The organism is Sphingomonas sp. S2M10, from assembly GCF_012650175.1.
GTDB lineage: Bacteria > Pseudomonadota > Alphaproteobacteria > Sphingomonadales > Sphingomonadaceae > Sphingomonas.
Genome location: NZ_JAAILI010000043.1, coordinates 40,686 through 63,069, shown reverse-complemented (window position 1 = coordinate 63,069; position 22,384 = coordinate 40,686). Strand labels below are relative to the sequence as shown.

At 68.7% G+C, this 22,384-nt stretch carries 22 protein-coding genes; 10 read left to right on the top strand and 12 right to left on the bottom strand.

Translation table 11 applies throughout. The features are described 5' to 3' along the window. Window positions 1-79: 79 nt before the first annotated feature. From S2M10_RS10140 to S2M10_RS10100, 9 genes are read left to right on the top strand one after another with little or no spacing between them, the layout of a single operon-like run. The gene (locus S2M10_RS10140) at window positions 80-715 is read left to right on the top strand and encodes an XrtA/PEP-CTERM system exopolysaccharide export protein (RefSeq protein ID WP_168845947.1); all 636 of its coding nucleotides are present in this window, start codon (window positions 80-82) and stop codon (window positions 713-715) included. After that, window positions 715-2,232: an XrtA system polysaccharide chain length determinant gene (locus S2M10_RS10135; RefSeq protein WP_168845946.1), complete on the top strand. Its 1,518-nt coding sequence runs from the start codon at window positions 715-717 to the stop codon at window positions 2,230-2,232. Before S2M10_RS10140 ends, S2M10_RS10135 begins: the two co-directional genes overlap by 1 nt. A 3-nt stretch (window positions 2,233-2,235) precedes the next feature. Beyond that, on the top strand, window positions 2,236-3,096 hold the full coding sequence (locus S2M10_RS10130; protein ID WP_168845945.1) for an AAA family ATPase: 861 nt from the start codon (window positions 2,236-2,238) through the stop codon (window positions 3,094-3,096). Next, window positions 3,093-4,679: a hypothetical protein gene (locus S2M10_RS10125; RefSeq protein WP_168845944.1), complete on the top strand. Its 1,587-nt coding sequence runs from the start codon at window positions 3,093-3,095 to the stop codon at window positions 4,677-4,679. The genes S2M10_RS10130 and S2M10_RS10125 overlap by 4 nt, the downstream gene beginning before the upstream one ends. Window positions 4,680-4,691: 12 nt before the next feature. After that, complete coding sequence (locus S2M10_RS10120; protein WP_168845943.1) at window positions 4,692-5,756, top strand: AAA family ATPase; 1,065 nt, start codon at window positions 4,692-4,694, stop codon at window positions 5,754-5,756. A gap of 3 nt (window positions 5,757-5,759) precedes the next feature. Then, on the top strand, window positions 5,760-6,605 hold the full coding sequence (locus tag S2M10_RS10115) for an XrtA system polysaccharide deacetylase (protein WP_168845942.1): 846 nt from the start codon (window positions 5,760-5,762) through the stop codon (window positions 6,603-6,605). Continuing rightward, the gene (locus tag S2M10_RS10110; RefSeq protein WP_348770570.1) at window positions 6,602-7,654 is read left to right on the top strand and encodes a FemAB family XrtA/PEP-CTERM system-associated protein; all 1,053 of its coding nucleotides are present in this window, start codon (window positions 6,602-6,604) and stop codon (window positions 7,652-7,654) included. The genes S2M10_RS10115 and S2M10_RS10110 overlap by 4 nt, the downstream gene beginning before the upstream one ends. After that, complete coding sequence (locus S2M10_RS10105) at window positions 7,654-8,919, top strand: TIGR03087 family PEP-CTERM/XrtA system glycosyltransferase (RefSeq protein WP_168845940.1); 1,266 nt, start codon at window positions 7,654-7,656, stop codon at window positions 8,917-8,919. Before S2M10_RS10110 ends, S2M10_RS10105 begins: the two co-directional genes overlap by 1 nt. A 33-nt stretch (window positions 8,920-8,952) precedes the next feature. Further along, complete coding sequence (locus S2M10_RS10100; protein ID WP_168845939.1) at window positions 8,953-10,845, top strand: XrtA/PEP-CTERM system amidotransferase; 1,893 nt, start codon at window positions 8,953-8,955, stop codon at window positions 10,843-10,845. A gap of 153 nt (window positions 10,846-10,998) precedes the next feature. On the opposite strand, the gene S2M10_RS10095 is transcribed toward S2M10_RS10100, so the two are convergent. The 10 genes from S2M10_RS10095 to S2M10_RS10050 all read right to left on the bottom strand — a co-directional run bounded on the left by S2M10_RS10095 (window position 10,999) and on the right by S2M10_RS10050 (window position 18,308). Beyond that, a complete protein-coding gene (locus S2M10_RS10095) occupies window positions 10,999-11,763 on the bottom strand; it encodes a phosphoadenylyl-sulfate reductase (RefSeq protein ID WP_168845938.1) in 765 nt (254 codons plus the stop codon). Next, the gene (locus S2M10_RS10090) at window positions 11,756-12,181 is read right to left on the bottom strand and encodes a DUF934 domain-containing protein (RefSeq protein ID WP_168845937.1); all 426 of its coding nucleotides are present in this window, start codon (window positions 12,179-12,181) and stop codon (window positions 11,756-11,758) included. The genes S2M10_RS10095 and S2M10_RS10090 overlap by 8 nt, the downstream gene beginning before the upstream one ends. Beyond that, window positions 12,174-13,808, bottom strand: a complete 1,635-nt coding sequence (locus S2M10_RS10085) for a nitrite/sulfite reductase (protein WP_168845936.1) — start codon at window positions 13,806-13,808, stop codon at window positions 12,174-12,176. Before S2M10_RS10085 ends, S2M10_RS10090 begins: the two co-directional genes overlap by 8 nt. 3 nt (window positions 13,809-13,811) lie before the next feature. Then, window positions 13,812-14,108 carry a DUF2849 domain-containing protein gene (locus tag S2M10_RS10080; RefSeq protein WP_168845935.1) on the bottom strand — a complete coding sequence of 99 codons (297 nt, stop codon included), beginning with the start codon at window positions 14,106-14,108 and terminating at the stop codon, window positions 13,812-13,814. Beyond that, the gene (gene cobA, locus S2M10_RS10075) at window positions 14,105-14,902 is read right to left on the bottom strand and encodes a uroporphyrinogen-III C-methyltransferase (protein ID WP_168845934.1); all 798 of its coding nucleotides are present in this window, start codon (window positions 14,900-14,902) and stop codon (window positions 14,105-14,107) included. The genes S2M10_RS10080 and cobA overlap by 4 nt, the downstream gene beginning before the upstream one ends. A gap of 83 nt (window positions 14,903-14,985) precedes the next feature. Next, window positions 14,986-15,459 (bottom strand): cyclic pyranopterin monophosphate synthase MoaC, encoded by a 474-nt coding sequence (gene moaC, locus S2M10_RS10070; protein WP_168845933.1) that lies wholly within the window; start codon window positions 15,457-15,459, stop codon window positions 14,986-14,988. Further along, window positions 15,456-16,226 carry an indole-3-glycerol phosphate synthase TrpC gene (gene trpC / locus S2M10_RS10065; RefSeq protein WP_168845932.1) on the bottom strand — a complete coding sequence of 257 codons (771 nt, stop codon included), beginning with the start codon at window positions 16,224-16,226 and terminating at the stop codon, window positions 15,456-15,458. Before trpC ends, moaC begins: the two co-directional genes overlap by 4 nt. Continuing rightward, window positions 16,223-17,218, bottom strand: a complete 996-nt coding sequence (gene trpD, locus S2M10_RS10060) for an anthranilate phosphoribosyltransferase (RefSeq protein ID WP_168845931.1) — start codon at window positions 17,216-17,218, stop codon at window positions 16,223-16,225. The genes trpC and trpD overlap by 4 nt, the downstream gene beginning before the upstream one ends. A gap of 55 nt (window positions 17,219-17,273) precedes the next feature. Then, a complete protein-coding gene (locus S2M10_RS10055) occupies window positions 17,274-17,678 on the bottom strand; it encodes a hypothetical protein (RefSeq protein ID WP_168845930.1) in 405 nt (134 codons plus the stop codon). A gap of 45 nt (window positions 17,679-17,723) precedes the next feature. Next, window positions 17,724-18,308, bottom strand: a complete 585-nt coding sequence (locus S2M10_RS10050) for an aminodeoxychorismate/anthranilate synthase component II (protein WP_168845929.1) — start codon at window positions 18,306-18,308, stop codon at window positions 17,724-17,726. Window positions 18,309-18,433: 125 nt separating this feature from the next. Between S2M10_RS10050 and S2M10_RS10045 the strand changes: the two genes are divergently transcribed. After that, window positions 18,434-18,829, top strand: coding sequence for a hypothetical protein (locus tag S2M10_RS10045; protein ID WP_168845928.1), 396 nt, complete (start codon window positions 18,434-18,436; stop codon window positions 18,827-18,829). A gap of 18 nt (window positions 18,830-18,847) precedes the next feature. Here S2M10_RS10045 and S2M10_RS10040 read toward each other — a convergent pair whose 3' ends face one another. Both S2M10_RS10040 and S2M10_RS10035 read right to left on the bottom strand, forming a co-directional pair. Continuing rightward, window positions 18,848-20,335, bottom strand: a complete 1,488-nt coding sequence (locus S2M10_RS10040) for a chorismate-binding protein (protein ID WP_168845927.1) — start codon at window positions 20,333-20,335, stop codon at window positions 18,848-18,850. Next, window positions 20,332-22,275 carry a peptidylprolyl isomerase gene (locus S2M10_RS10035; RefSeq protein WP_168845926.1) on the bottom strand — a complete coding sequence of 648 codons (1,944 nt, stop codon included), beginning with the start codon at window positions 22,273-22,275 and terminating at the stop codon, window positions 20,332-20,334. The genes S2M10_RS10040 and S2M10_RS10035 overlap by 4 nt, the downstream gene beginning before the upstream one ends. Between the last annotated feature and the right edge of the window lie 109 nt (window positions 22,276-22,384).

Sequence of the window (22,384 nt, the reverse complement as noted above, 5' to 3'; positions counted from 1 at the left end):
TTTACGCGTCCTGCGCCATAGCTCGCCGTCCGGCACGGGCGCGCGAAACGCCGTTACGTTGCCGCTTGGAGGCACGGTGATGGCGGTTTCGTTCGGGGTGAAGGCGGCGGCGCTGGCGCTGACGGCACAGCTATCGGCATGCGGCGGCGGCCCGCGTCCTGAGCTTCCTGCCGCGGGCTTCGTCGGCGCCAGGCAGGCGCCGAGCGAGGAATATGTCATCGGCCCTCTCGACCAGCTCAGCATCTTCGTCTGGCGCAATCCGGAGATCTCCACCAAGGTACAGGTGCGGCCCGACGGCCGCATCACCACTCCGCTGATCAACGACATGCCGGCCGTCGGCAAAACGCCCGCGATGCTTGCCGACGACCTGAAGCTCGCGCTCGGCGAGTATATCAAGGATCCGATCGTCTCGGTGATCGTCGAGAATTTCTCGGGCACGTTCAGCCAGCAGATCCGCGTCGTCGGCGCGAGCGAGAAGCCGGCGTCGCTGCCGTATCGCGCCAACATGTCGATCCTCGACGCGATGATCGCGGTAGGCGGCCTCAACGAATTCGCCGCCGGCAATCGCGCCCGGCTGGTCCGCTACGACCCGCAGACCGGCAAGCAGCGCGAATACAAGCTGCGCCTGTCTGACCTGATCAAGGGCGGTGACACGTCGGCCAACGTCCGACTGGAGCCAGGCGACGTGATCATCATCCCGCAGAGCATGTTCTGATGGGCAGCCTGTTCGACGAGGTTCGCAGTGCACTCCATGCGGTTTGGATGCGCCGCACGCTGGCGCTGGCGATCGCGTGGGCGGTGTGCGTGGTCGGCTGGGTAGCGGTGTCGCGGATCCCGGACAGCTATGAGTCCAAGGCGCGGGTGCTGGTGGAGCTGCGCCAGGTACTGCCCAGCGATGGCGGTGTGGGTACCGCCAGCCAGCAGCAGGACATCGACCGCATCCGCCAGACGCTGACCAGCGCGATCAACCTGGAAAAGGTCGTTCGCGGTACCGATCTCGCCAGGACGATCACCAAGCCCGCCGATCTCTCGGCGCGCATTGCCGGGTTGCAAAAGGCGATCAAGCTCACCGCGCAGCAGGACAATCTGTTCGAGATCGCGGTGACCGGCGCCGATCCGGCGATCTGCCGCCAGGTGGTGGAGAAGCTGATCGCGCTGTTCCGCGACAACAAGCTGGCCGACAGCCGCGACGAGAGCAGTCAGTCGCTTGCCTTTCTCGACCAGCAGCTCGCCGAGCGCCAGCAGGCATTGCAAGCGGCCGAGGCCAAGCGCGCCGACTTCCAGTCGCGCTTCCTCGGCAGCCTGCCGGGCACCGGCTCGCTCGACGACCGAATCGGCGCGGCACAGCAGCAGCTCCAACAAATCGAGAGCGACCTAGCGGCGGCGCAAAGCGGCCTCAGCGCGGTCAACGCGCAGATGGCGGGCACGCCGGCGAGCGTGGCCGGGCAGGGACCGGCGACTGTCGGCAGCGGCCCGGCACGGGCGCGGCTTGCCGACCTGCAGGGCCAGCTCGCCGACGCCCGGGCACGGGGCTTTACCGAGATGCATCCGGATGTGATCGCGCTCAAGCGGCAGATCGCCGGTGCCCAAGCCGCCGCCGCGCGCGAGCCGACGAACGGCGGCGGCGGTAGTTTCGCTAATCCGCTCTATCTCAGTCTGCGATCCATGCAGGCGGACAAGGCGGCGCAGGTCGCAGCCCTCAGCCAGCGGCGTGCGCAGATCCAGGGCGATCTCGCCGCCCTCAGCGCCAAGCTCACCCAAGCGCCACAGGCGGCGTCCGAACAGGGCCAGATCGACCGCGACTATCAGGTGCTCAAGGACCAATATGCCAAGCTGCTCGCCGACCGCGAGCAGCTGCGGATCAGCAGCCAAGCGCAGAGCCAGACCGATGCGGTGAAGTTCAGCGTCATCGATCCCCCGACCCAACCGCAGTCCCCCAGCGCACCCAGGCGATCGGTGCTGCTGACGGCGGTGCTGCTTGCCGGGCTGGGCGCGGGCATGGCGGCGGCGTTCCTGCTCGCCAAGCTGCGGACGACATTCGACACGGCGACCCGCCTCGAAAAGGCCAGCGGCATGCCGGTGATCGGGTCTATCGGCGAAGTGATTACGCCGCGCCAGCACGCACGCCGCCGGCGCCAGCTTCGGAAGTTCCTCGGCGGGGCGGCGGGGCTGGGCGCCGCTTATGCCGTGATCCTGCTGGTGGCCATGTTCCACCGCGGTCCGGGGGCCTGAGCGATGAACGACCATTCCCCCAAGCGCTTCCAAGGCTCGCTGATCCAGCGTGCGCTGGCGATGATGCCCGGCCTTCCCGCGGAAGAAACGCCATCGCACTGCGCCGTACAGGCGGCGATGCCTGCCCCGGAGCGTCGTCTGGCGCCGATCGATCGTAATCGACTGGCCGCCGCCGGCATGCTGGTGCCCGGCGGGCCGATAACGCCGCTCGCCGAGGAGTTCCGCATGGTGAAGCGGCAGCTGCTGCTTACCGCGCGAGGCGTCGCCGGGGTCGATGCCGATCGGGCCCGGATGATCCTGGTCTGTTCGGCGCAGCCAGACGAAGGCAAGACCTTCTGCGCGATCAACCTGGCGCTTTCGATGGCGGCCGAGAAGGACGTCGAGATCCTGCTGGTCGATGCCGATTTCGCCAAGCCAGACGTCTCCAAGCGGCTGGGCATGGGGGAGGGGCCGGGGCTGCTCGATGCGCTGGCCGGGCAGATCGATGTCGAGGCGTGCATCGTTGATACCGATGTGCCGCAGCTCGCGATCTTGCCTGCCGGCACGCGCAGCGTGAGCGATACCGAAATGCTGGCGAGCGACGGGGCGCGAGCCATGCTCGACCGCCTCGCCGCCGCCAATCCGCGCCGTATCGTCATCTTCGATTCGCCCCCGGCGCTCGCGGCCTCTCCCGCCTCGGTGCTCGCGCTGCATGTCGGCCAGACGATGATGGTGGTGCGCGCCGACCGAACCAGTGAAGAGGACCTGCGGGCCGCCGTCGCCGCCCTGGACGGGTGCGAGCATATCCAGCTCGTCCTCAACGCGGTGTCGTTCCAGCCGCAGGGCCGGCGCTTCGGCAGCTACTACGCGCAGGCCGGCCGGTGATTCGCGGCACGGTCGTACTGGCCGTCTGCGCGGCCGCGATCGTGCCCGCGGCTGCACAGCGCCGCGCGACCATCACGCCCTATATCGAGGTGAGCCAGGTCGCGACCGCCGAGCTCAACGGCGGGGAGACGCTGACCTATTCGCAGCTCGGCGCCGGTATCGACGGCAGCATGCGCACCCGCCGGATGCAGGTGCAGGTAAGCTATCAGTACCAGCATCGCTTCGCCGAGAAAGGTAGCTTGCAATCCGGAGACAGCCACAACGGCCTCGCCCAGGCGCGCATCACGGCAGCGCGAGGATTGACCTTGGAGGCCGGTGGCGTGGCGACACGAACCCGCACCGATGCGCGCGGTGAGGCGCTGACCACCAATGTGGCCAATGCCCGCAATCTCAGCCAGCTCTATTCCGGCTATATCGGCCCCAAGCTCGACACGCATGCCGGGCCGCTGTTCGTGCAGGGTGCCTATCGCTTCGGGTTCAGCAAGGTCGACGACGGCGCGGCGACGGGCGTGTCGCCCATGCTCCCGCGTGTCGACCGGTTTGACCGGTCGACCTCGCATGCGGTGAACGCCAGCATCGGTGCCAAGCCGGGCGTGGTGCTGCCGATCGGGCTGAGCCTCACCGGCGGCCTCGTGCGCGAGAACGCCAGCCAGCTTGACCAGCGCTTCGCCAGCAGCTCCGGGCGCGGCGATGCGATCGCGCCGGTCAGCCGCACGGTCGCGGCGGTCGGCGGCGTTGGGTACGAGAAGATTACGGTGCGCCAGCGCGACCCGTTGATCGGCGCGAACGGCGTGCCGGTGATCGACGGGGCAGGGCGCTATGTCACCGATCCTGCGTCCCCCGCGCGGCTCGCCTATGATTTCGACGGGCTGTTCTGGGACGGCGGCGTCCTCTGGCGGCCCAGCCGGCGGACCATGCTGGAGCTGCGGATCGGCCGCCGATACGGGGCGATGCGCTATACCGGCAGCTTTACCTTCCAGCGTAACGGCGGCAGCGGCATCCAGGTGGCGGTGTACGATACGGTCGAGACTTTTGGCCAGCAAGTCGGCGGCAGTCTCGCGGCGCTGCCCGTGGGCTTCGTCACCACCGCCGATCCGTTCGGCGCGCAGGCGGGCGGGTGCATCTACGGCAGCAGCGGCGCGGCGGCGGGCGGGTGCATCGCCAGTACCTTTTCCTCGTCCGCGACGGCGGCCTATCGCGGGCGCGGCCTGACGACCAACGCGGTGTGGAGCCGCGGCACGACCCGGCTGGGGCTGGGCGGCGGCTTCGCCCGCCGCGATTTCCTCACGCCCGCCGGCGCTGGCGCCGACAGCGGCAGCTGGGACGAAAGCTTCTACGCCCAAGCCTTTGCCGCGCTCGCCGCCGGTCCAAAGGGGACGATCGGGCTCAACCTGCTGGCCAGCTATTATGACGGCGACATTCCCGGCAGCACCGCCGTGCTCGGCTGGGGCGCAAATGCGGCTTACACCCGCCGCCTGGGGCAGCTGAACCTCACCGCCGCAGCGGGACTGTACGGCTCAACCCGCGACGGCCCGGACCAAGTATCGGCACAGGCGCTGATCGGCGCGCGTTATGGCTTTTGAGAGACTGCACGCATGATGGAAGATCATTACGGGCTGCGCGGCCGGCCGTTTCAGCTGACCCCCGATCCGCGCTTCTGGTTCGATACCGCCACGCACGGCAAGGCGATGGCCTATCTCGGCTATGGTCTCAGCCAGGGCGAGGGCTTCGTCGTCATCACCGGCGATCCGGGGGCGGGCAAAACCACGCTGCTCGGCCATCTTCTCGCGGAGCTGGACGGCGAACGGCTGAACGTGATCAAGATCGTTTCCACCCACCTACGCGCCGACGACCTGTTGCGGCTGGTGGCGCAGGGGCTGGGCCTGCCGGGGGATGACGTCTCCAAGGCGTCGCTGCTGCTCGCCATCGAGCGCGGCCTGAACGACATCGCGCGTGCCGGCCGACGCACGCTGCTGGTGGTGGACGAGGCACAGGCGCTGCCGGGCGAGAGCCTTGACGAGCTGCGCATGCTCTCCAACTTTCAGGCCGGCGGCTATCCGCTCCTTCAGATCTTCCTGCTCGGCCAGCCCGAGTTCCGGCTGGTACTGCAGCAGCCCGCCTTCGAGCAGTTGCGCCAGCGAGTAATCGCGATGCATCACCTCGCGCCGATGGAGGTGGAGGAAGTCGAATCCTATCTGATGCATCGGCTCACGCTGGTTGGCTGGAACGGGCGGCCGCGCTTCACCGCCGACGCGATGGCGGCGATGCACCGCTGGTCGGGGGGCATTCCCCGCCGCCTCAACCAGTTGGCGAGCCGGGTGCTGCTCTACGGGGCGGTCGAGCAGATCGAGAATTTCGGCGCGCCGGACGTCGCCGCAGTGATCGAGGACATCGAGCAGGAAGACGTGATCGAAGCGGCGCCAGACCCCGCGCCCGAAGCCGTGGCGGCGCGCCCCGGTCGCGTCGCCGAGCTGCGCGCGGTTCCGCAAGGCTCGGCCGAGGCGCGCGCGCTGGAACGGCGGGTCGCCGAGCTGGAGGCGCAGGTTGCCTCGCAGTCCGACGCGCTGCGTCGCGTGCTGTCGCTGCTGGTCGACTGGGTGGAGAAGGACGATGGCCGCAGCGGCATCGACCTCGACGCCCTTCGCGGCAGCGCGGCCTGAGCGATGGGCGTGCGCAACGGCCTGTCGGTCGACGTCGAGGACTGGTTCCAGGTCGGCGCGTTCGAGACGACGATCGCGCGGAGCGACTGGGACGGGCTGGAACGGCGCGTCGAGGCGAACACCGATCGCGTGCTGGCGCTGTTCGAGGAAGCGGGAGCCAAGGGCACCTTCTTCACGCTTGGCTGGGTGGCCGAGCGGCATCCGAGGCTGATCCGCCGCATCGCCGAGGCCGGGCACGAAGTCGCCAGCCACGGCTGGGACCATGCCCGTGTCTTCACGATGACGCCGGAGCAGTTTCGCACCGACCTTGCCCGTGCCCGCACCGTGCTGGAGGATGCCGGCGGCGTCGCGGTGACCGGCTATCGCGCGCCGAGCTTCTCGATCGATCGGCGTACGCCCTGGGCCCATGCGGAGCTGGCGGAGGCGGGCTATCGCTATTCCTCCAGCATCGCCCCGATCGCGCATGACCATTATGGCTGGCCCGATGCGCCCCGTGCGCCGTTCCGGCCGTTGCCCGATGCAGGACTGATCGAGCTGCCGATCACCATCGCCCGCGTGCTCGGCCGCGAGGTGACCGCAGGCGGCGGCTTCTTCCGACTGCTGCCGCAGGGCGTGACCGATCGGGCGATCCGCACCGCCAACGCGGAAGGCAAGGCGGCCATGTTCTATTTCCACCCCTGGGAGATCGATCCCGGCCAGCCGCGCGTTCATGCCGCACCGCTCAAGTCGCGCCTGCGGCACTATGCGCGATTGGGAGCGATGGCGGGCAAGCTGCGGACGCTGCTCGCCGCGCACGAATGGGGTCGGGTGGACAAGGTGGCGGAACGCGCGGCGGAGCGGTTCGCGTGACGATCTCCGTCCGGCACGCGGATCTGCGGGACAAGGCCGAGCGCGGGCGGCTGGCGGCATGGATCGACGGGCATCCCGGCGGCACGCCGTTCCACCTTCCGGAGTGGAGCATCGCGGTTGCGACGGGCTGCCGGCAGAAAAGTCACTATCTGGTGGCAGAGCGGCGAGGCGGCGACATCGCGGGCGTGCTGCCGCTCACCGAAATCGCGTCACCGCTGTTCGGGCGGGCGCTGGTCTCGACAGGCTTCGGCGTCGGCGGCGGCATACTCGCCGAGCAGCCGCTGGCGGTCGCCGCGCTCGCACAGGCTGGCTGGCGGCGCGCGACCGAGCTGCGATGCCCAAGCATCGACTTGCGTGGCGGCCCCTGCCCGGGCGAGGACTGGCACCGCGACTATGCCACCTATCTGGGCTTTGTTCGTCGGCTCGCGGCGGATGACGAGACCGAGCTGCTCGCCATTCCCCGCAAGCAGCGCGCCGAGGTGCGTAAGGCGCTTGCTGCGGATCTGTCGGTGGAAGTGGGTGCCGACCGTCCGGCGCGGCGGGCGCATTACGCGGTTTATGCGGAAAGCGTTAGGAACCTCGGTACGCCGGTTTTTCCGGCGTCGCTTTTCGGCGCGGTGCTTGATGCCTTCGGGGCGGAGGCGGACATCCTCACCGTTCGTTTCCAGGGGCGACCGATCGCGAGCGTGCTCAGTCTCTACTGGCGTGGGACCGTCTATCCTTATTGGGGCGGGGGCGCTGCAGCGGCGCGGAGCTTGCGTGCCAACGACCGGATGTATTTCGCCCTGATGGCGCATGCCCGAGCCCGCGGCTGCGCCCGGTTCGATTTCGGTCGATCCAAGGCCGGCACCGGGCCGGCGGCGTTCAAGAAGAACTGGGGCTTCACGCCCGAGCCGTTGGTCTATTTCTCCCGCCATGCGGCGGGGGCTGAACCGCGCAGCATCAACCCAATGGATCCCAAATACCGGCTGCAGATCGCGGCGTGGAAGCGGCTGCCGCTTTGGGCGGCGAACCGGCTCGGCCCGTGGATTTCGCGGGGGCTCGGCTGATGGGCGACATCCTGTTTCTGGCGCACCGCATCCCCTATCCGCCGGATCGCGGCGACAAGATCCGCGCCTATCACCTGCTCCGCCATCTCTCCAAGAACCACCGGGTTCACCTTGTCGCCTTCGCCGACGATCCCGAGGATCTGCAGCGCAAAGGGGGCCTTGCGCCCTATGCGGTGACGCGGGAGATCGTCTGGCGGGAGCCTCCCTCCGCGTGGACGGGGCTGCGCGCGGTGCTGCAGCGCCGCGCGGTGTCGCTGGTCGCCTTCGCCGATCCCGCGGTCCGCCGGACGGTGGATCGGCTGCTGTCGACCCATCCCATCGACACGATCTTCCTCTATTCGAGCCAGATGGCGCAGTATCTGCCGCCGCAACCGGAGCAGCGGGTGATCATGGACTTTGTCGACATGGATTCGGCCAAGTTCGCCGCCTATGCCGAGGGCGCGCACGGCCCGATGGGCTGGGTGCATCGGCGGGAGGCCGCCTTGCTGCTCCGCCACGAGCAGCGCGTCGCCTGCGGCGCGGACGCCAGCCTGTTCGTCAGCGAGGCGGAGGCGGCGCTGTTCCGGGCTCGCACGGCGGCACCGCGTGTCCACGCGATCGAGAACGGAATCGACACGGTGTTCTACGATCCCGACCAGCGGTTCGAGCCGGTGCCCGGTGCGGGTCCGCTGCTCGTCTTCACGGGGCAGATGGACTATCGGCCCAATATCGACGCGGTGACCTGGTTTGCCGAGCGGGTCTTCCCGCGCGTCCGCCAGTCGTACCCAGACGCGCGATTCGCGATCGTCGGCCGCGCACCGACGGCAGCCGTGCGGGCGCTTGCGGATCGACCGGGCGTGATCGTCACCGGCGCGGTTCCCGATGTCCGCGACTGGCTGGCCGCCGCCGCGCTGGTGGTGGCGCCGCTGCAACTGGCCCGGGGGATCCAGAACAAGGTACTGGAGGGAATGGCGATGGCGCGCGCCGTGGTCGCCTCGCCTGCCGCCGCCGAAGGCATCGACCATGCCGGCACGCTTCGCGTCGCCGATAGCCCAGACGCATTCGGGGACGCGGTACTGAGCCTGCTCGCCGAACCGGAGATCGCCGCCGCCCTGGGGCTTGCCGCGCGGGCCCGAGTGATCGCCCGCTATAGCTGGGAGGCTCGGCTGGCACCGCTGGACGCACTGCTGGACGCCCCCGTGGCGCCGCGGTTGCGGCGGGGTGGCGCGCGTGGCGATCGCTTGGTACCGGGCCGCTACGATGCGGATCATGAACGGCGAAGATAGGACGGAAATGGGCGAGCGAGAGGGCGTGCGCTGATGTGCGGCATCGCCGGCCTGTTCCATCCCGCGCTCGCCAAGCCGGTTGATCCCGCACGGATCGTCGCGATGTGCGACGCCCAGGCCCATAGGGGGCCCGACGGCTCGGGCGTTTGGTGCGTCGCGGGGGTGGGGCTCGGGCACCGGCGGTTGGCGATCATCGACCTCCAGGGCGGCGTGCAGCCGATGGCGCTGCCCGACCAGAACCTCGCGGTGACCTTCAACGGCGAGATCTACAATTTCCGGGAAGTTCGTGCCGAACTCGAGGCGCTGGGGGCGCGTTTCGTTTCCGACAGCGATACCGAAGTGCTGCTGCACGGCTGGCGAGCCTGGGGGCCGGACATGCTCGCCCGGCTGAACGGGATGTTCGCCTTCGCGCTGTACGATGCGACGAGCCACAGCCTGTTTCTCGCGCGCGACCGCTTCGGGGTGAAGCCGCTCCACTATGCCGAACTGGCCGATGGCGCGGTCGCCTTCGCCTCCGAGCTGAAGGGGCTGCTCGCCCATCCGCTGCTTCGGCGCGCCGCCGATTTCCACGCGGTCGAGGATTATATGGCGCTCGGCTATGTGCCCGACGACACCTGCATCGTCGCCGGGGTACAGAAGCTGCCCGCGGGCCATTTCCTCCTCCTCCAGCGCGGGCGCCCCGTGCCGCGACCGGTGCGCTGGTGGGACATTGATTTCACCCGCCGCGTCACCGGCAGCACCCGAGACCTGAAGGCCGAACTGGTCGAGCGGATGCGCGTCGCCGTGCGGTCGCGGATGATCGCGGACGTGCCGCTGGGCGCATTCCTCTCCGGCGGGGTCGACAGTTCGGCCGTGGTCGCGCTGATGGCGGAGGGCAGCAAGGCGGCGGTGAAGACCTGCACGATCGGCTTCGACGAGGCCGGGCTGGACGAGACTGCGCACGCCGCCAAGGTCGCCGAGCGCTTTGCCACCAGCCACCGCACACGCCGGGTGGGAGCAGAGGATTACGGCCTGATCGACGCGCTGGTCGCCGCGTTCGACGAGCCTTTCGCCGATGCCTCGGCCCTGCCGACTTATCGCGTCTGCCAGCTCGCCCGCGAGAGCGTGACCGTAGCCCTGTCCGGCGACGGCGCCGACGAAGCGATGGCGGGCTATCGCCGGCATCGATTTTTCGCCGCCGAGGAGCGGGTGCGTGGCCTGCTGTCGCTCGATCTTCGCGCGCGGGTGTTCGGGCAACTGGGTGCGCTGTACCCCAAGGCGGATTGGGCACCGCGTCCGTTCCGCGCCAAGACCACGCTGCTCGCGCTCGCCGAGGACGGCGCTGCGGGCTATGCCAAGGCGGTCGGCGTTACCGCACCGGCGCTGCGGGACCTGCTTTACAGCGACACGGCGCGGGCCGCGCTGGACGGCTATCGGGCGGAGGCGCGCTACGTGGCGACGATGCGGGCCGCGCCAGCACGCGACGCGATCGACCGCGCGCAATATGCCGATATCCGCCACTGGCTGCCGGGCGATATCCTGACAAAGGTGGATCGTACCAGCATGGCGGTGGGGCTGGAGGCGCGCGAGCCGCTGCTCGATCACCGGCTGGTGGAGTTCGAGGCGTCGTTGCCGCCTGCGCTGCGCATTCGCCGCGGGCAGGGCAAGTGGCTGATGAAGAAGGCGCTTGAGCCCTGGTTGCCGCGCGAGATCCTGTATCGGCCCAAGATGGGGTTCGTGACCCCGATCAGCGCCTGGTTCCGCCACGCGCTGGCGGAGGAGGCGGCGGCGCTCGCCCGCTCGCCACTGCTCCTGCAGAGCGGCTGGTTCGAGCCGCGGACCATCGCCCGCCTCGCCGAGGATCACCGCGCCGGCCGCGCCGAGCATGGCCGCACTCTATGGCAGCTGGTGATGCTGGAGCGGAGCCTCGCCCGGCTGTTCGGCTGACCTGCGCCACCCGCGGCGGCATCGCCGCTGCCGAACGGCTTCAGGTGGACGAGGAGCGGCCGGAGCCGACAGATCGGCACGCGTTCCTGCAGTTCGGGTTCGGACGTGCGCGCGTCAAACAGGGCCGGCATTGCCGCATCCGCGCAGGCCGGATCAGAACACCGGCTGGTTGGCGTCGTCGTCTCCGGTGGGTGTGTGGATGCCGCACTCCGTCTTGTCCCAGCCGCGCCAGCGCCCGGCGCGGGGATCCTCACCCGGCTTGACCACGCTGGTGCAAGGCGCGCATCCGATCGAGAGATAGCCTTGCGCGACCAGCGGATGCACGGGCAGGTCGTGCGCAACGAAATAGGTGTCGAGATCGGCCTTGGTCCAGTCGGCCAGCGGATTGATCTTCAGCCGATCGCCGTCCAGCTCGAAGCGAGGCAGGGCGGCGCGGGTGATCGCCTGAAACGCCTTGCGGCCGGTGATCGTGGCGTCGATGCCGACAAGGCCTGCTTCCAGCGGCTGCACCTTGCGAATGTCGCAGCAGCCATCGGGGTCGTAGGACCAGCGGAGTTCCGTGGCATCTCGCTTGGCCAGCAGGGCGGGATCGGGCTGGAGGTTGCGAAAGTCGGTCAGGCCTAGCTTTCCGACGAGCAGGTCGCGATAGGCCAGCGTCTCCGGGAAATGCTTGCCGGTATCAAGGAACAGCACCGGCACCGACGGATCGACGCTGGCGACGAGGTGCAGCAATGCCGCCGATTCGGCGCCGAACGAGGACACGATCGCCGTCTCGCCGGTGAGCCGTTCAGCCAGCACGGCGCGGAGCATCTCCAGCGTGGGAACGCCCAGGAACCGGGTGTTGAGCCGTATCGCGTCCGCCTCCGTGAAGCGGGGCGAAACGTCGATCCGATCGATGGGGCGCGCCGCATCAGCCATGCCGCAGCTTCCACACCGGCACCACCGGATCCGCTGCCGCCTGGTAGCGGAAATCGTAGCGATCCAGCGCGGCAGCCAGCGTCTCCGGATCGATCGGCGCATCAGGGGCGAAGCTGTCGAAACCGCAGCGGCGCATCAGCGGGATCTGGTCGACCAGCACGTCGCCCTGGGCACGCAGTTCGCCCCTGTATCCGGCCTCGCGGAGGATGCGGGCCGAGGAATAGCCGCGGCCGTCGCGGAAGCTGGGGAAGCTCACTTCGACCAGCGCGATACGGCCCAGATGCGGGAGGAGCGCGCGGGCGTCTTCGCCCGACTCGATCCGCACCGCGGTGGCATTGGACTGGCCGAAGAAGCTGTCGAGCGTGACGGCGGGCTCGTCATGCGCCTCGTCGTCGCGGTAGCGCAGGAACTCAACCATAAATGGCCTCCTTGAACGGTGCCATGCCGATGCGGCGATAGGTGTCGACGAAACGCTCGCCGGGGGTGCGCTCGCGGACATAGACATCCGTCGCGCGCTCGATCGCGTCGACCACGCCGTCCTCGCTGAAGCCTGGGCCGGTAATGTCGGCCAGGCTGACATCCTCCGCACCCGAGCCGCCGAGCAGCAGCTGGTAGTTCTCGGTGCCTTTCCGGTCGACGCCGAGGATGCCGATATGGCCGGCATGATGGTGGCCGCAGGCGTTGATGCAGCCCGAGATCTTGAGCTTGAGCTCGCCCAGGTCGCGCTGGCGCGCGGGATCGGCGAAGCGTTCGCTGATCTTCTGCGCGAGCGGGATCGAACGGGCATTGGCGAGGCTGCAATAATCGAGGCCCGGACAGGCGATGATATCGCCGATCAGGTCGAGATTGGCCTCGGCCAGTCCCGCCTCGCGCAGCGCCGTCCAGACCACGTACAGATCGGCCTTGCGGACGTGCGGCAGCACGATGTTCTGGGCGTGGGTCACCCGCAGCTCGTCGAAGCTGTAGCGCTCGGCGAGACCGGCCATCACGTCAATCTGGTCGGCCGAGGCGTCACCCGGGATGCCGCCGATCGGCTTGAGGCTGATCGTGACCACGGCATAGCCCCGCGCTTGGTGGGCGTGGACATTCTGATCGAGCCAGACGGCGAAATCGGGATCGCGGCGGTCCACGGTGTCGGGCGCATCGGCCTCGAACGCGGGCGGCGCGAAGTGCGCGGCGATACGATCGAACTCAGCCTGGGGCGGGTCGATGCCCAGCGCCTTTACGGCCTGGAACTCTTCCTCGACCTGGCGCGCATATTCTTCCGCGCCGAGGGCATGGATCAGGATCTTGATCCGCGCCTTGTAGATATTGTCGCGGCGGCCGTGGCGATTATAGACGCGCAGGCATGCCTCGAGATAGCTGACGAAGTCAGCGAAGGGCACGAACTCCTTGATCAGCGACGCGATCATCGGGGTGCGGCCCATGCCGCCGCCGGCATAGATGCGCGCGCCGAGTTCGCCCGCGTCGTTCCGCACGATCTGGATGCCGATATCGTGCAGCCGCATCGCCGCGCGATCGGTGTCGCTGGCGATCACCGCGATCTTGAACTTGCGCGGCAGATAGCTGAACTCGGGGTGGAAGGTGCTCCACTGGCGGAGCAGCTCGGCCCAGGGACGCGGATCGGTAATCTCGTCGGCCGCAGCGCCGGCGAACTGGTCCGAACTGATGTTGCGGATGCAGTTGCCGCTGGTCTGGATGGCGTGCATCTCCACCGTCGCCAGCTCGGCGAGAATGTCGGGTGCGTCCTCCAGCTTGATCCAGTTGTACTGGAGATTCTGGCGCGTGGTGAAATGGCCATAGCCGCGATCATACTTGCGGGCGATGTGCGCGAGCAGGTGCATCTGGCGGCTGTTCAGCGTGCCATAGGGCACCGCCACGCGCAGCATGTATGCGTGGAGCTGCAGGTAGAGCCCGTTCATCAGCCGGAGCGGCTTGAACTGGTCCTCGGTCATGTGGCCGGCGAGGCGGCGCTGCACCTGGTCGCGGAATTCCTCGACGCGCGCGGCGACGATCGAGGCGTCATATTCGTCATACTTGTACATGGTTCAGATCACCCAGCTTCCGGCCTGCGGGTCGACGGGCTTGAGGGTCAGGTCCGGGCGCACGGTGGGCCCGAGCGCGCGGATGCGGTCCTTGATATGCGCGGGCCGCGGGCCTTCCGGTGTCGCCACGGCATCGATGACATAGGGCACATTGACCCGACGCGCGGCTTCCTCGGTCGCGGCGAGCACATCACCCTTGTCGCCCACGTCGACCGCGTCGGCGAGGTGGCGCGACCAGCTATCGCCCGTCCACCACACCACGTCGCCGGTGGGAAGATCGTTACCCGTCAAAAGCTTCATGCCTGTTCTTCCCCCAGAGTCTCGGCGGTGCGCGCCCAGCGGGCGAGCTTGTCCTCGGCATCCGCCAGCATCGTCACCTCACCCACGACGATGATCGCCGGGCTCTGGACCGCCTCGCGCTCGACCATCGGGCCGAGATCGGCGAGCAGCGTGCGGATGGCGCGGTGGCCTTCCAGCGTCGCGCGTTCCAGTACCGCGACCGGCATGTCCGGTGCGACGCCGTCTGCCATCAGCTTGTCGGCGATCGCCGAGGCGGTGGCGACGCCCATGTAGATCACCAGCGTGCGGCCCTTGCCGGCGAGACCCGACCAGTCCTGGTCGGTCAGCCCCTTGCATTGGCCGGCGACGAAGCTGACCGCGCTCGACCAGTCGCGATGGGTGAGTGGCAGCATCGCCTCGGCGGCGGCACCGAGCGCCGCGGAAACGCCGGGAATCACTTCCACGCGCAGCCCGGCTTCGCGCACTGCCTCCACTTCCTCGCCGCCGCGGCCGAAGATGAACGGATCGCCGCCCTTCAGCCGTACCACCACCGCGCCCGTCTTCACGTGCGCGACGATCAGCGCGTTGATCGATTCCTGCGGCAACGTGTGCTTGGAGCGGCGCTTGGCGACCGAGATGCGGTGCGCCTGTGGCGCGAGATCGAGCACACGATCGTCGACCAGCCCGTCATGGACCAGCACGTCGCACGCCTTCAGTGCTTCCACGGCACGAACGGTCAACAGGCCGGGGTCGCCGGGCCCGGCACCGACAAGGATCACGCGGCCGCGCGAATGGGGGTCGAGAAGCGTTGCCATGGTGCCGCACATGGCCCGCTGGCCGCGGCGGGGCAATGGAGGATCGGTTTGGGGCGGCTAAGGGATTCTTTGCCGCCCGGGAGTCAGCCTTCCGCGCGCCAATCGCCCGACTTGCCGCCGGTCTTGGCCAGCAGGCGGATGTCGCTCAACACCATGCCCTTATCGAGCGCCTTGGCCATGTCGTAGAGCGTGAGAAGCGTGACGGACACGGCGGTGAGTGCTTCCATTTCCACGCCCGTTTTGCCCTCGGTAGCCGCAGTGGCGGTGGCGGTGATACCGGTCTCGTCCAGCTCGAGGTCGATTGCGACGCGGGTAAGGGGCAGGGGATGGCAGAGCGGGATCAGTTCGGACGTCTTCTTCGCCGCCATGATGCCGGCGATGCGCGCGGTGGCGAGTACGTCACCCTTCTTGACGCTGCCGTCGCGGATCGCCGCTGCGGCCTCCGCCGACATGGTGATGCGGCCCCGCGCCACCGCCTCGCGCGTGGTGATCGCCTTGCCGCCGACATCGACCATATGCGCCGCACCCGTTGCGTCGAGATGGGTGAGCCCGCTCACCCGACCAGCGCCCGCGTCGCAGCTTCCACGTCGGCCTGCCGCATCAGCGACTCGCCGATCAGAAAGCAGCGAATGTCGTGCGCCGCCATCGCGTCTAGGTCGGCGCGGGTGTTGAGGCCCGATTCCGCCACGAAGGTGCAATCCTTGGGCGCATGCCGCACAAGATCGTAGGTCTTCTGCACGTCGACCTCGAAGGTCTTGAGATTGCGGTTGTTCACGCCGATCAACCGAGACTTGAGCGCGAGCGCGCGCTCCAGCTCGGCGGCGTCGTGCACCTCGACCAGCGCATCCATGCCCTGCTCGATCGCGGCCGCCTCGATCTCCGCCATCTGGCCGTCGTCGAGTGCCGAGACGATGATCAGGATCGCGTCCGCGCCCATCGCCCGCGATTCCGCGACCTGCCACGGGTCGATCAGAAAGTCCTTGCGGATCGCGGGCAGGTCGCATGCGGCGCGGGCGGCGACGAAATAGTCTTCATGCCCCTGGAAATAGTCGTGGTCGGTGAGCACCGACAGGCAGGCGGCACCGCCCGCCGCATAGGCGCGGGCATGGGCGGGCGGATCGAAATCGGCGCGGATCAGGCCCTTGGACGGGCTCGCCTTCTTGATCTCGGCGATCAGCCCATAGCCGCCCGCTGCCGCACGCGCGTCGAGCGCCGCCTTGAAGCCACGCGGCGCGCCGGGTGCCGGCCAGGCGCGCGGGTTCGCCTTGCGGGCGGCGACTTCGCTGCGCTTGGTGGCGAGGATGGTGTCGAGGATGGTACTCATGCAAAGGCGATCCAGCAGTCGAGCAGCGCGTTGGCAAGCCCGTTGTCGAGCATCTCGGTGGCTTCCTCCACGCCTTCGCGCAGATCATCGGCCCGGCCCGCGACCATCAGCGCGGCGGCGGCGTTGAGCAGCACCGCGTCGCGATACGCGCCTTCCTCACCCTGCAGCAGCCGGCGCAGCGCGAGGGCATTGTACGCGGGATCGCCGCCGCGAATGGCGGAAAGGGGATGGCGGGGCAGGCCCGCGTCCTCCGGCGTGATCCGGGTCGGCAGCTTGGCATGGCCGACATTGACCACGACGCTCGCCGTCTCGGTCGAGAGCTCGTCCAGCGCATCCTCGCCCGAGACGATCGCGGCGGCCTCGACGCCGAGCTGCGCCAGCGCCTCGGCATAGACCGGCGCATAGTCCGGCCGGGCGATGCCGATCAGCTGGTGGCGGACATGCGCCGGGTTGGCGAGCGGCCCCATCAGGTTGAAGATGGTCCGTCGCCCGATCCGGCGGCGGATCGGCGCGATCCGGCCGAGCGACGGGTGATGGTGCTGCGCGAAGAGAAAGGCGATGCCGATCTCGTGCAGGCTCTCCTCCGCGCGCGCCGCGGCGCGATCGAGGTTGAGTCCCAGCGCTTCCAGGGTGTCCGCCGCGCCGGCCTTGGACGAGGCGGCACGGTTGCCATGCTTCGCCACCGGCACGCCGGCGGCTGCCACGACAAGGCTGACGGCGGTGGAGACGTTGAGCGTATGGTGCCCGTCGCCGCCGGTACCGCACACGTCTATCGCGCCCTCGGGCGCGGTGACGGGGATCAGCCGGGCGCGGAGCGCACGAGCGGCCTCGGCGATTTCGATGCTCGTCTCGCCGCGCACGGACAGGGCGATCAGAAACGCCTCTACCTCCGTCTCCGGCGCGGTGCCGTCGAGAATGTCGGCAAAGGCCTGCGCGGCGGTCTCGCGCGCGAGCGGGGAGGACGGATCGGGAAGCAGGCTCAGGCTGGTCACGCCGCCTCTATTCCGGGGCGCGGCCGGCCTGTCGAGCAAATCCTGCTTGGGCGCCTCAGTTGCTCTTCTTGACCCTGGTATAGGGCACGAACTGGCCCAGCGAGACGAAGCCCCGCTGGAAATAGGAATTGCGGTCGATCAGCCGCACCGGATCAATGCTGCACAGCTGCGACCCGAAGGTATTGGTCACGAGAATCGAATTGTCGTCGAGCTGCTCTGCCCCGCCGCGCGGCTCATTGACATAGAGCGTGCTGCCGACTGTGTAGACGATCGCCTTGCCGTCGATGATCTGGCTGGAACCGGTGCGAACCAGACTGATGCAGTCCACCGGCTTGCCGGCGACTCGACCCTTGAGCAGCTTGGCAAGCTGCTGTTCGGGTGTGTCGCGGTGGCGCGCATCGGCAACGGGCGCCGCGAGCAGCGCGGCACCGGCGAGCAGGGAGGCGAGGATCGGTTTCATGGCATTCCTCCTACAGATGCTGCGATGAACCGAGGCTGAAGAGGGTCAGGCGGTGGCCTTGGCCTCTATCCCGGCGAGACGCAGGAAATTGGCGAGCATGGCATGGCCATGTTCGGTGGCGATGCTTTCCGGGTGAAACTGCACGCTGTGGATCGGCAGCGCCGCGTGGCGGAAACCCATCACCGAGCCATCCTCCGCCGTTGCGTTCACCACCAGACTGTCCGGAATATCGGTGACGATCAGCGAGTGATAGCGGGTAGCGGTGAAAGGCGAGGGAAGCTCGGCGAACAACCCGGTGCCGTCATGGCGGACCGGCGAGGTCTTGCCGTGCATCAGCCCGCCGCGCACCACGCTGCCGCCGAAATGCTGACCGATCGCCTGGTGCCCCAGGCACACGCCGAGCAGCGGCTTGCCCAGATCGGCGCAGGCCGCGACGAGATCGAGGCTGATGCCCGCCTCGTTGGGCGTGCACGGGCCGGGCGAGATCAGGAAACCCTGCGCATTGGTGGCGATCGCCTCGTTTGCCGTCAGCGCGTCGTTGCGCACCACCCGGACCTCCACGCCCAGCTCCATCAGATAATGGACGAGGTTCCAGGTGAAGCTGTCGTAATTGTCGAGAACGAGGATCATGGCGCCAGACCTAGGCGCTCACGCGCGCCAGCACAATCCGGCCATGCGGCGGCCATAGTGCGGCGGCACCGCTGGCAGGGCAGGGACGTGTCACCCAAGGAGTTTGCCGGATGTTTGCCCGTTTGATGATCGCCACCGCCCTGCTCGCCGCGCCGGCACTGGCGCAGACCCAGGATCAGGCTGCGCCCGATGGTCCGCCGAAGCGCGTGCGCAGCATTCTGCTGTACGGGCAGGAAAGCTGCCCCAAGCCCGCCAATCCCGACGAGATCGTCGTCTGCTCGGATGCCGGTGACTCGCCCTACCGCATCCCCAAGCGCTTCCGGGATCAGCCCAAGGAGGATGCACCCTCGACGAGCTGGTCGCGCCGCATGGAGGTGGTGGAAGATTTCAACCGCGCCGGCCTGCCGAACAGCTGTTCGCCGGTCGGCAGCGGCGGCCAGACCGGCTGCACGCGCAAGATGCTGCAGCAATGGTATCAGGAAAAGCTGGACCGCGAAGTGAAGGCCTCGCGGGTTCCGTGAGCCCGAAGGCGGGCCGGCCTATTGGCCGAAGCCCGCCTCGTTTGCCCGCGCGATGGCCTCGCGCGCAGCGGCGAACAGAGCCCCCGACTTGGCCTCGCACTCGCGCTGTTCATAGGCCGGATCGGAGTCGGCGACGATACCGGCACCGGCCTGGACGTGCATCACCCCGTCCTTCACCAGCGCGGTGCGCAGCACGATGCACGAATCCATCGACCCATCGGGCGAGAAATAGCCGACTCCGCCCGCATAGGGGCCGCGTGTCTCCGCCTCCAGCTCGGCGATGATCTCGCAGGCGCGGACCTTGGGCGCGCCGCTGACCGTGCCGGCGGGGAAGCCGGCGAACAGCGCGTCGATCGCGTCGGCATCCTCGCGCAGCCGCCCGACCACATTCGAAACGATATGCATCACATGGCTGTAGAACTCGACCGTGTAGCTGTCGGTGACCTTGACGGTGCCCGGCGCGGCGGCGCGGCCTACATCGTTGCGACCAAGATCGAGCAGCATCAGATGCTCGGCGCGCTCCTTGGGGTCGGCGAGCAGCGCGGTGCGGTTGGCCTCGTCCTCCGCGGCGGTGCGGCCGCGGGGCCGCGTGCCCGCGATCGGACGGATGGTGATCTCCCCGTCGCGCGCCCGGACCAGGATCTCGGGGCTGGATCCGGTGAGCGCGAAGCCCGGCAGATCGAGATGGTAGAGGAAGGGGGAGGGGTTGATTCGGCGCAAGGCCCGATAGAGCTCGAACGGCGGCAGCGGGAACGGCGCGGTGAAGCGCTGGGCCAGCACCACCTGAAAGATGTCTCCCGCGGCGATATACTCCTTCGCCGCCGCGACCATCTCGCCGTAGCGGCCTTCGCGCAGCACCGGCGTCGGCTGTATCGCCAGCGGATCGGCGCGTACGGGTGCGCGCAGGGGGGCGCTTGCAAGCTGCGCGGCGACGGCGTCGATGCGGTCGGCGGCGGCTTGCGGATCGGCACCCGGCCAGACCGGCGCCACGAAGAACAGCGTGTCCGCGAGCCGATCGAAGACCAGCAGCACGGTGGGCCGCACGAAGATCATGTCCGGCACGCCGACCGGGCTCTGCGGCGGGCGCGGCAGCTTTTCGACCAGCCCCACCGTCTCATAGCTGAAATAGCCGACCAGACAGGCAAGCGCCCGCGGCAATTCGGCCGGCACGTCCATGCGGCAATCGGCGACGAGCGAACGCAGCGCCGTCAGCGGATCGGCGGCGAGCGGCTCGAACGCCGCGCGGTCGGTGAGCCAGTGGCGGTTGAGCTCGGCCTCGGCGCCGGTTGCCCGGAACACCAGGTCGGGTGCAAGGCCGATCAGGCTGTGCCGTCCGCGCACCGACCCGCCCTCCACCGATTCGAGGAGGAAGTCGCCCCGACCCGGCTCGATCAGCTTCAGCGCGGCGGCGACCGGCGTCTCGGTGTCGGCAACCTGCCGCCGCCACACCAGCGCAGGCCGGTCGTCAGCGAGCGCGGCACGGGCGGCGTCGAGGCCCTGGATCATTGCGCGCCGTTGCGCTGCAGATCAGCGCGGAGGCGGGCGATCGCCGCTTCGTTGCGACGGACCTTGAGCGCGCTCACCAGCGAGGCGCGGAACTGCTGGTCATATTCCCGGGCACCCACCTGACCGAGCGCCTGGGTGATCGACTGCAGCATCTGCGGCCCCTGCGGATCGCCCGCGACGCTGCCCGGCTGGATGGTATCGACATAGACCACGTAATAGCCGGCGCGGTTCGGCGCCTCGACCAGACGGGCCGTCCTGGCCGGCATGTCGAACGCCATCTGGATGAAGTTCTCCTTGCCGCGCAGTTCGCTGCGCTTGAAGTCGAACGGCTTGGGCGGCGCACCCCTGGTCGCGCCGGCCTCGGCCAGCGCCTGCGCCATCGGCACGCCCTTCTGCAGCTTCGGCAGCATCGCGGTGGCGGCGGCACGCGCCTTGGCGAGCGCCTTATCGAGCAGATAGTCGGCCTTCACCTTCTCGGTGATCTGGGCGAGCGGGCGCGGTGCCGCCGGCACAATCTTTTCCAGCGAGACGAGCGCGAAGCTGCCGTCCTGGCCGACGGCCACCACCTGCGGTTCGTCGCCCGCCTGTTCGAAGCCGAAGCCGGCCTTGATCACCGCCGCGACGGCGGCGTCCGGCTGGTAGGCGACATTGTCGGGATCGGTGCCGTTGGCGATCAGCGCGGGGCTGCGGACCGTGGCGAGCTTCGCTTTGGCCGCCGCTTCGTCGAAGGTAGCGCCGTCGCCGACGGCATCCTCGATCGCCTGGCGCGAATCCGCCAGCAGCGCAGCGAGCTTGCGCTTGGCCACTTCCTCGGCGAGTTCGGTGCGGACCTGATCGAGCGTCCGGGCGGCGATCTTCTCGACCTTGCTCACGCGATACACGAACCACGCGCCGCCGAGCTGTACCGGGCCCTGCAGACCGGTCGTCGGTGCGGCGAAGGCGGCATTGGCAAAGGCTTCGGAAACCTGCTTGGCGAGGCCCGCCTTGTCGCTCGCCTCGATCGTGCGGGCCTCCAGGCCGGCGGCCTTGGCGGCGCCGGTGAGGTCGCCGCCCTTCGCACCGTCCGCCACCTTGGCGGCGACCGACTGGCTGATCGCCTGGACGAGTTCGACACCGCGCTTCTCGCTGGCGGCGTATTTGGCGGCATCCTTCTTGTAAGCGGCGGCGATCTCGGCCTCGGTCGGCGTCGCCTGGGCCTTCAGCGCGTCCGGCTGGGCAAGCGCGTAGCGGACGATGCGGCGTTCGGGCACCTGATAGCGGCTGCGATTCTGCGCATAATAGGCGGCGAGCGCGTTTGCGTCGGGTGCCGGGCCCGGGTCCATCGCCAGCGACTGGACGAAGCCGACGATGCCGGTGCGGCGCTCCAGCAGCGTCGCGACATAGGGGGTCACCACGCCGGCAGGGGCGGGCGCACGGAGCGCGACCGGGCCGACCAGCCAGGCGAGGTAGCGCTGGGTCGTCATGCCCTCGCGAAACTGCGCCGGCGTGAGGCGGTTCTGTGCGAGCAGTTGCTCGAAGGTATCCTGGCTGAACTTGCCGTCCATGCCGGCGAACTGCGGATTGTTGGCGATTTCGGTATCGACCAGCTTCTTGCCGACGGCCATGCCGTTCCGGTTGGCGAACGCCTCGACCGCGGCGGTGTTGATGGCGTCGTTCAGCGCGGCCTCGAACCCGCCCTGCGCCAGCACCTGCGCCATGGTGATGTTCTGTCCCTGCGCCTGCGCGGCCCGGACATAGCGTTCCAGCGTCTCGCGGACATGGCGCTCGGTCACGTCCTTGCCGGCGACCGTCGCCAGCGTCCCGCTGTTGGCGCCGCTCACGCCCTGGCGCATGCCGGTGACGTCACTCGCCGCAAAGGCGATCGCGAGCAGGCCCAAGAAGATGAAGACGATGATCAGGCCGTAGCGCGACTTGGTGAAGTTCCGGAAGGCGTTGAGCATGGAGAGCCGTTCGTTCGAGGAATTTGGGCCCGCTTTAGGGCCGGTACGACGCGCCTTCAAGCTTGTGCCGCGCGGCGCAATCGGTATCGACTGTGCCGAAACCACAGGG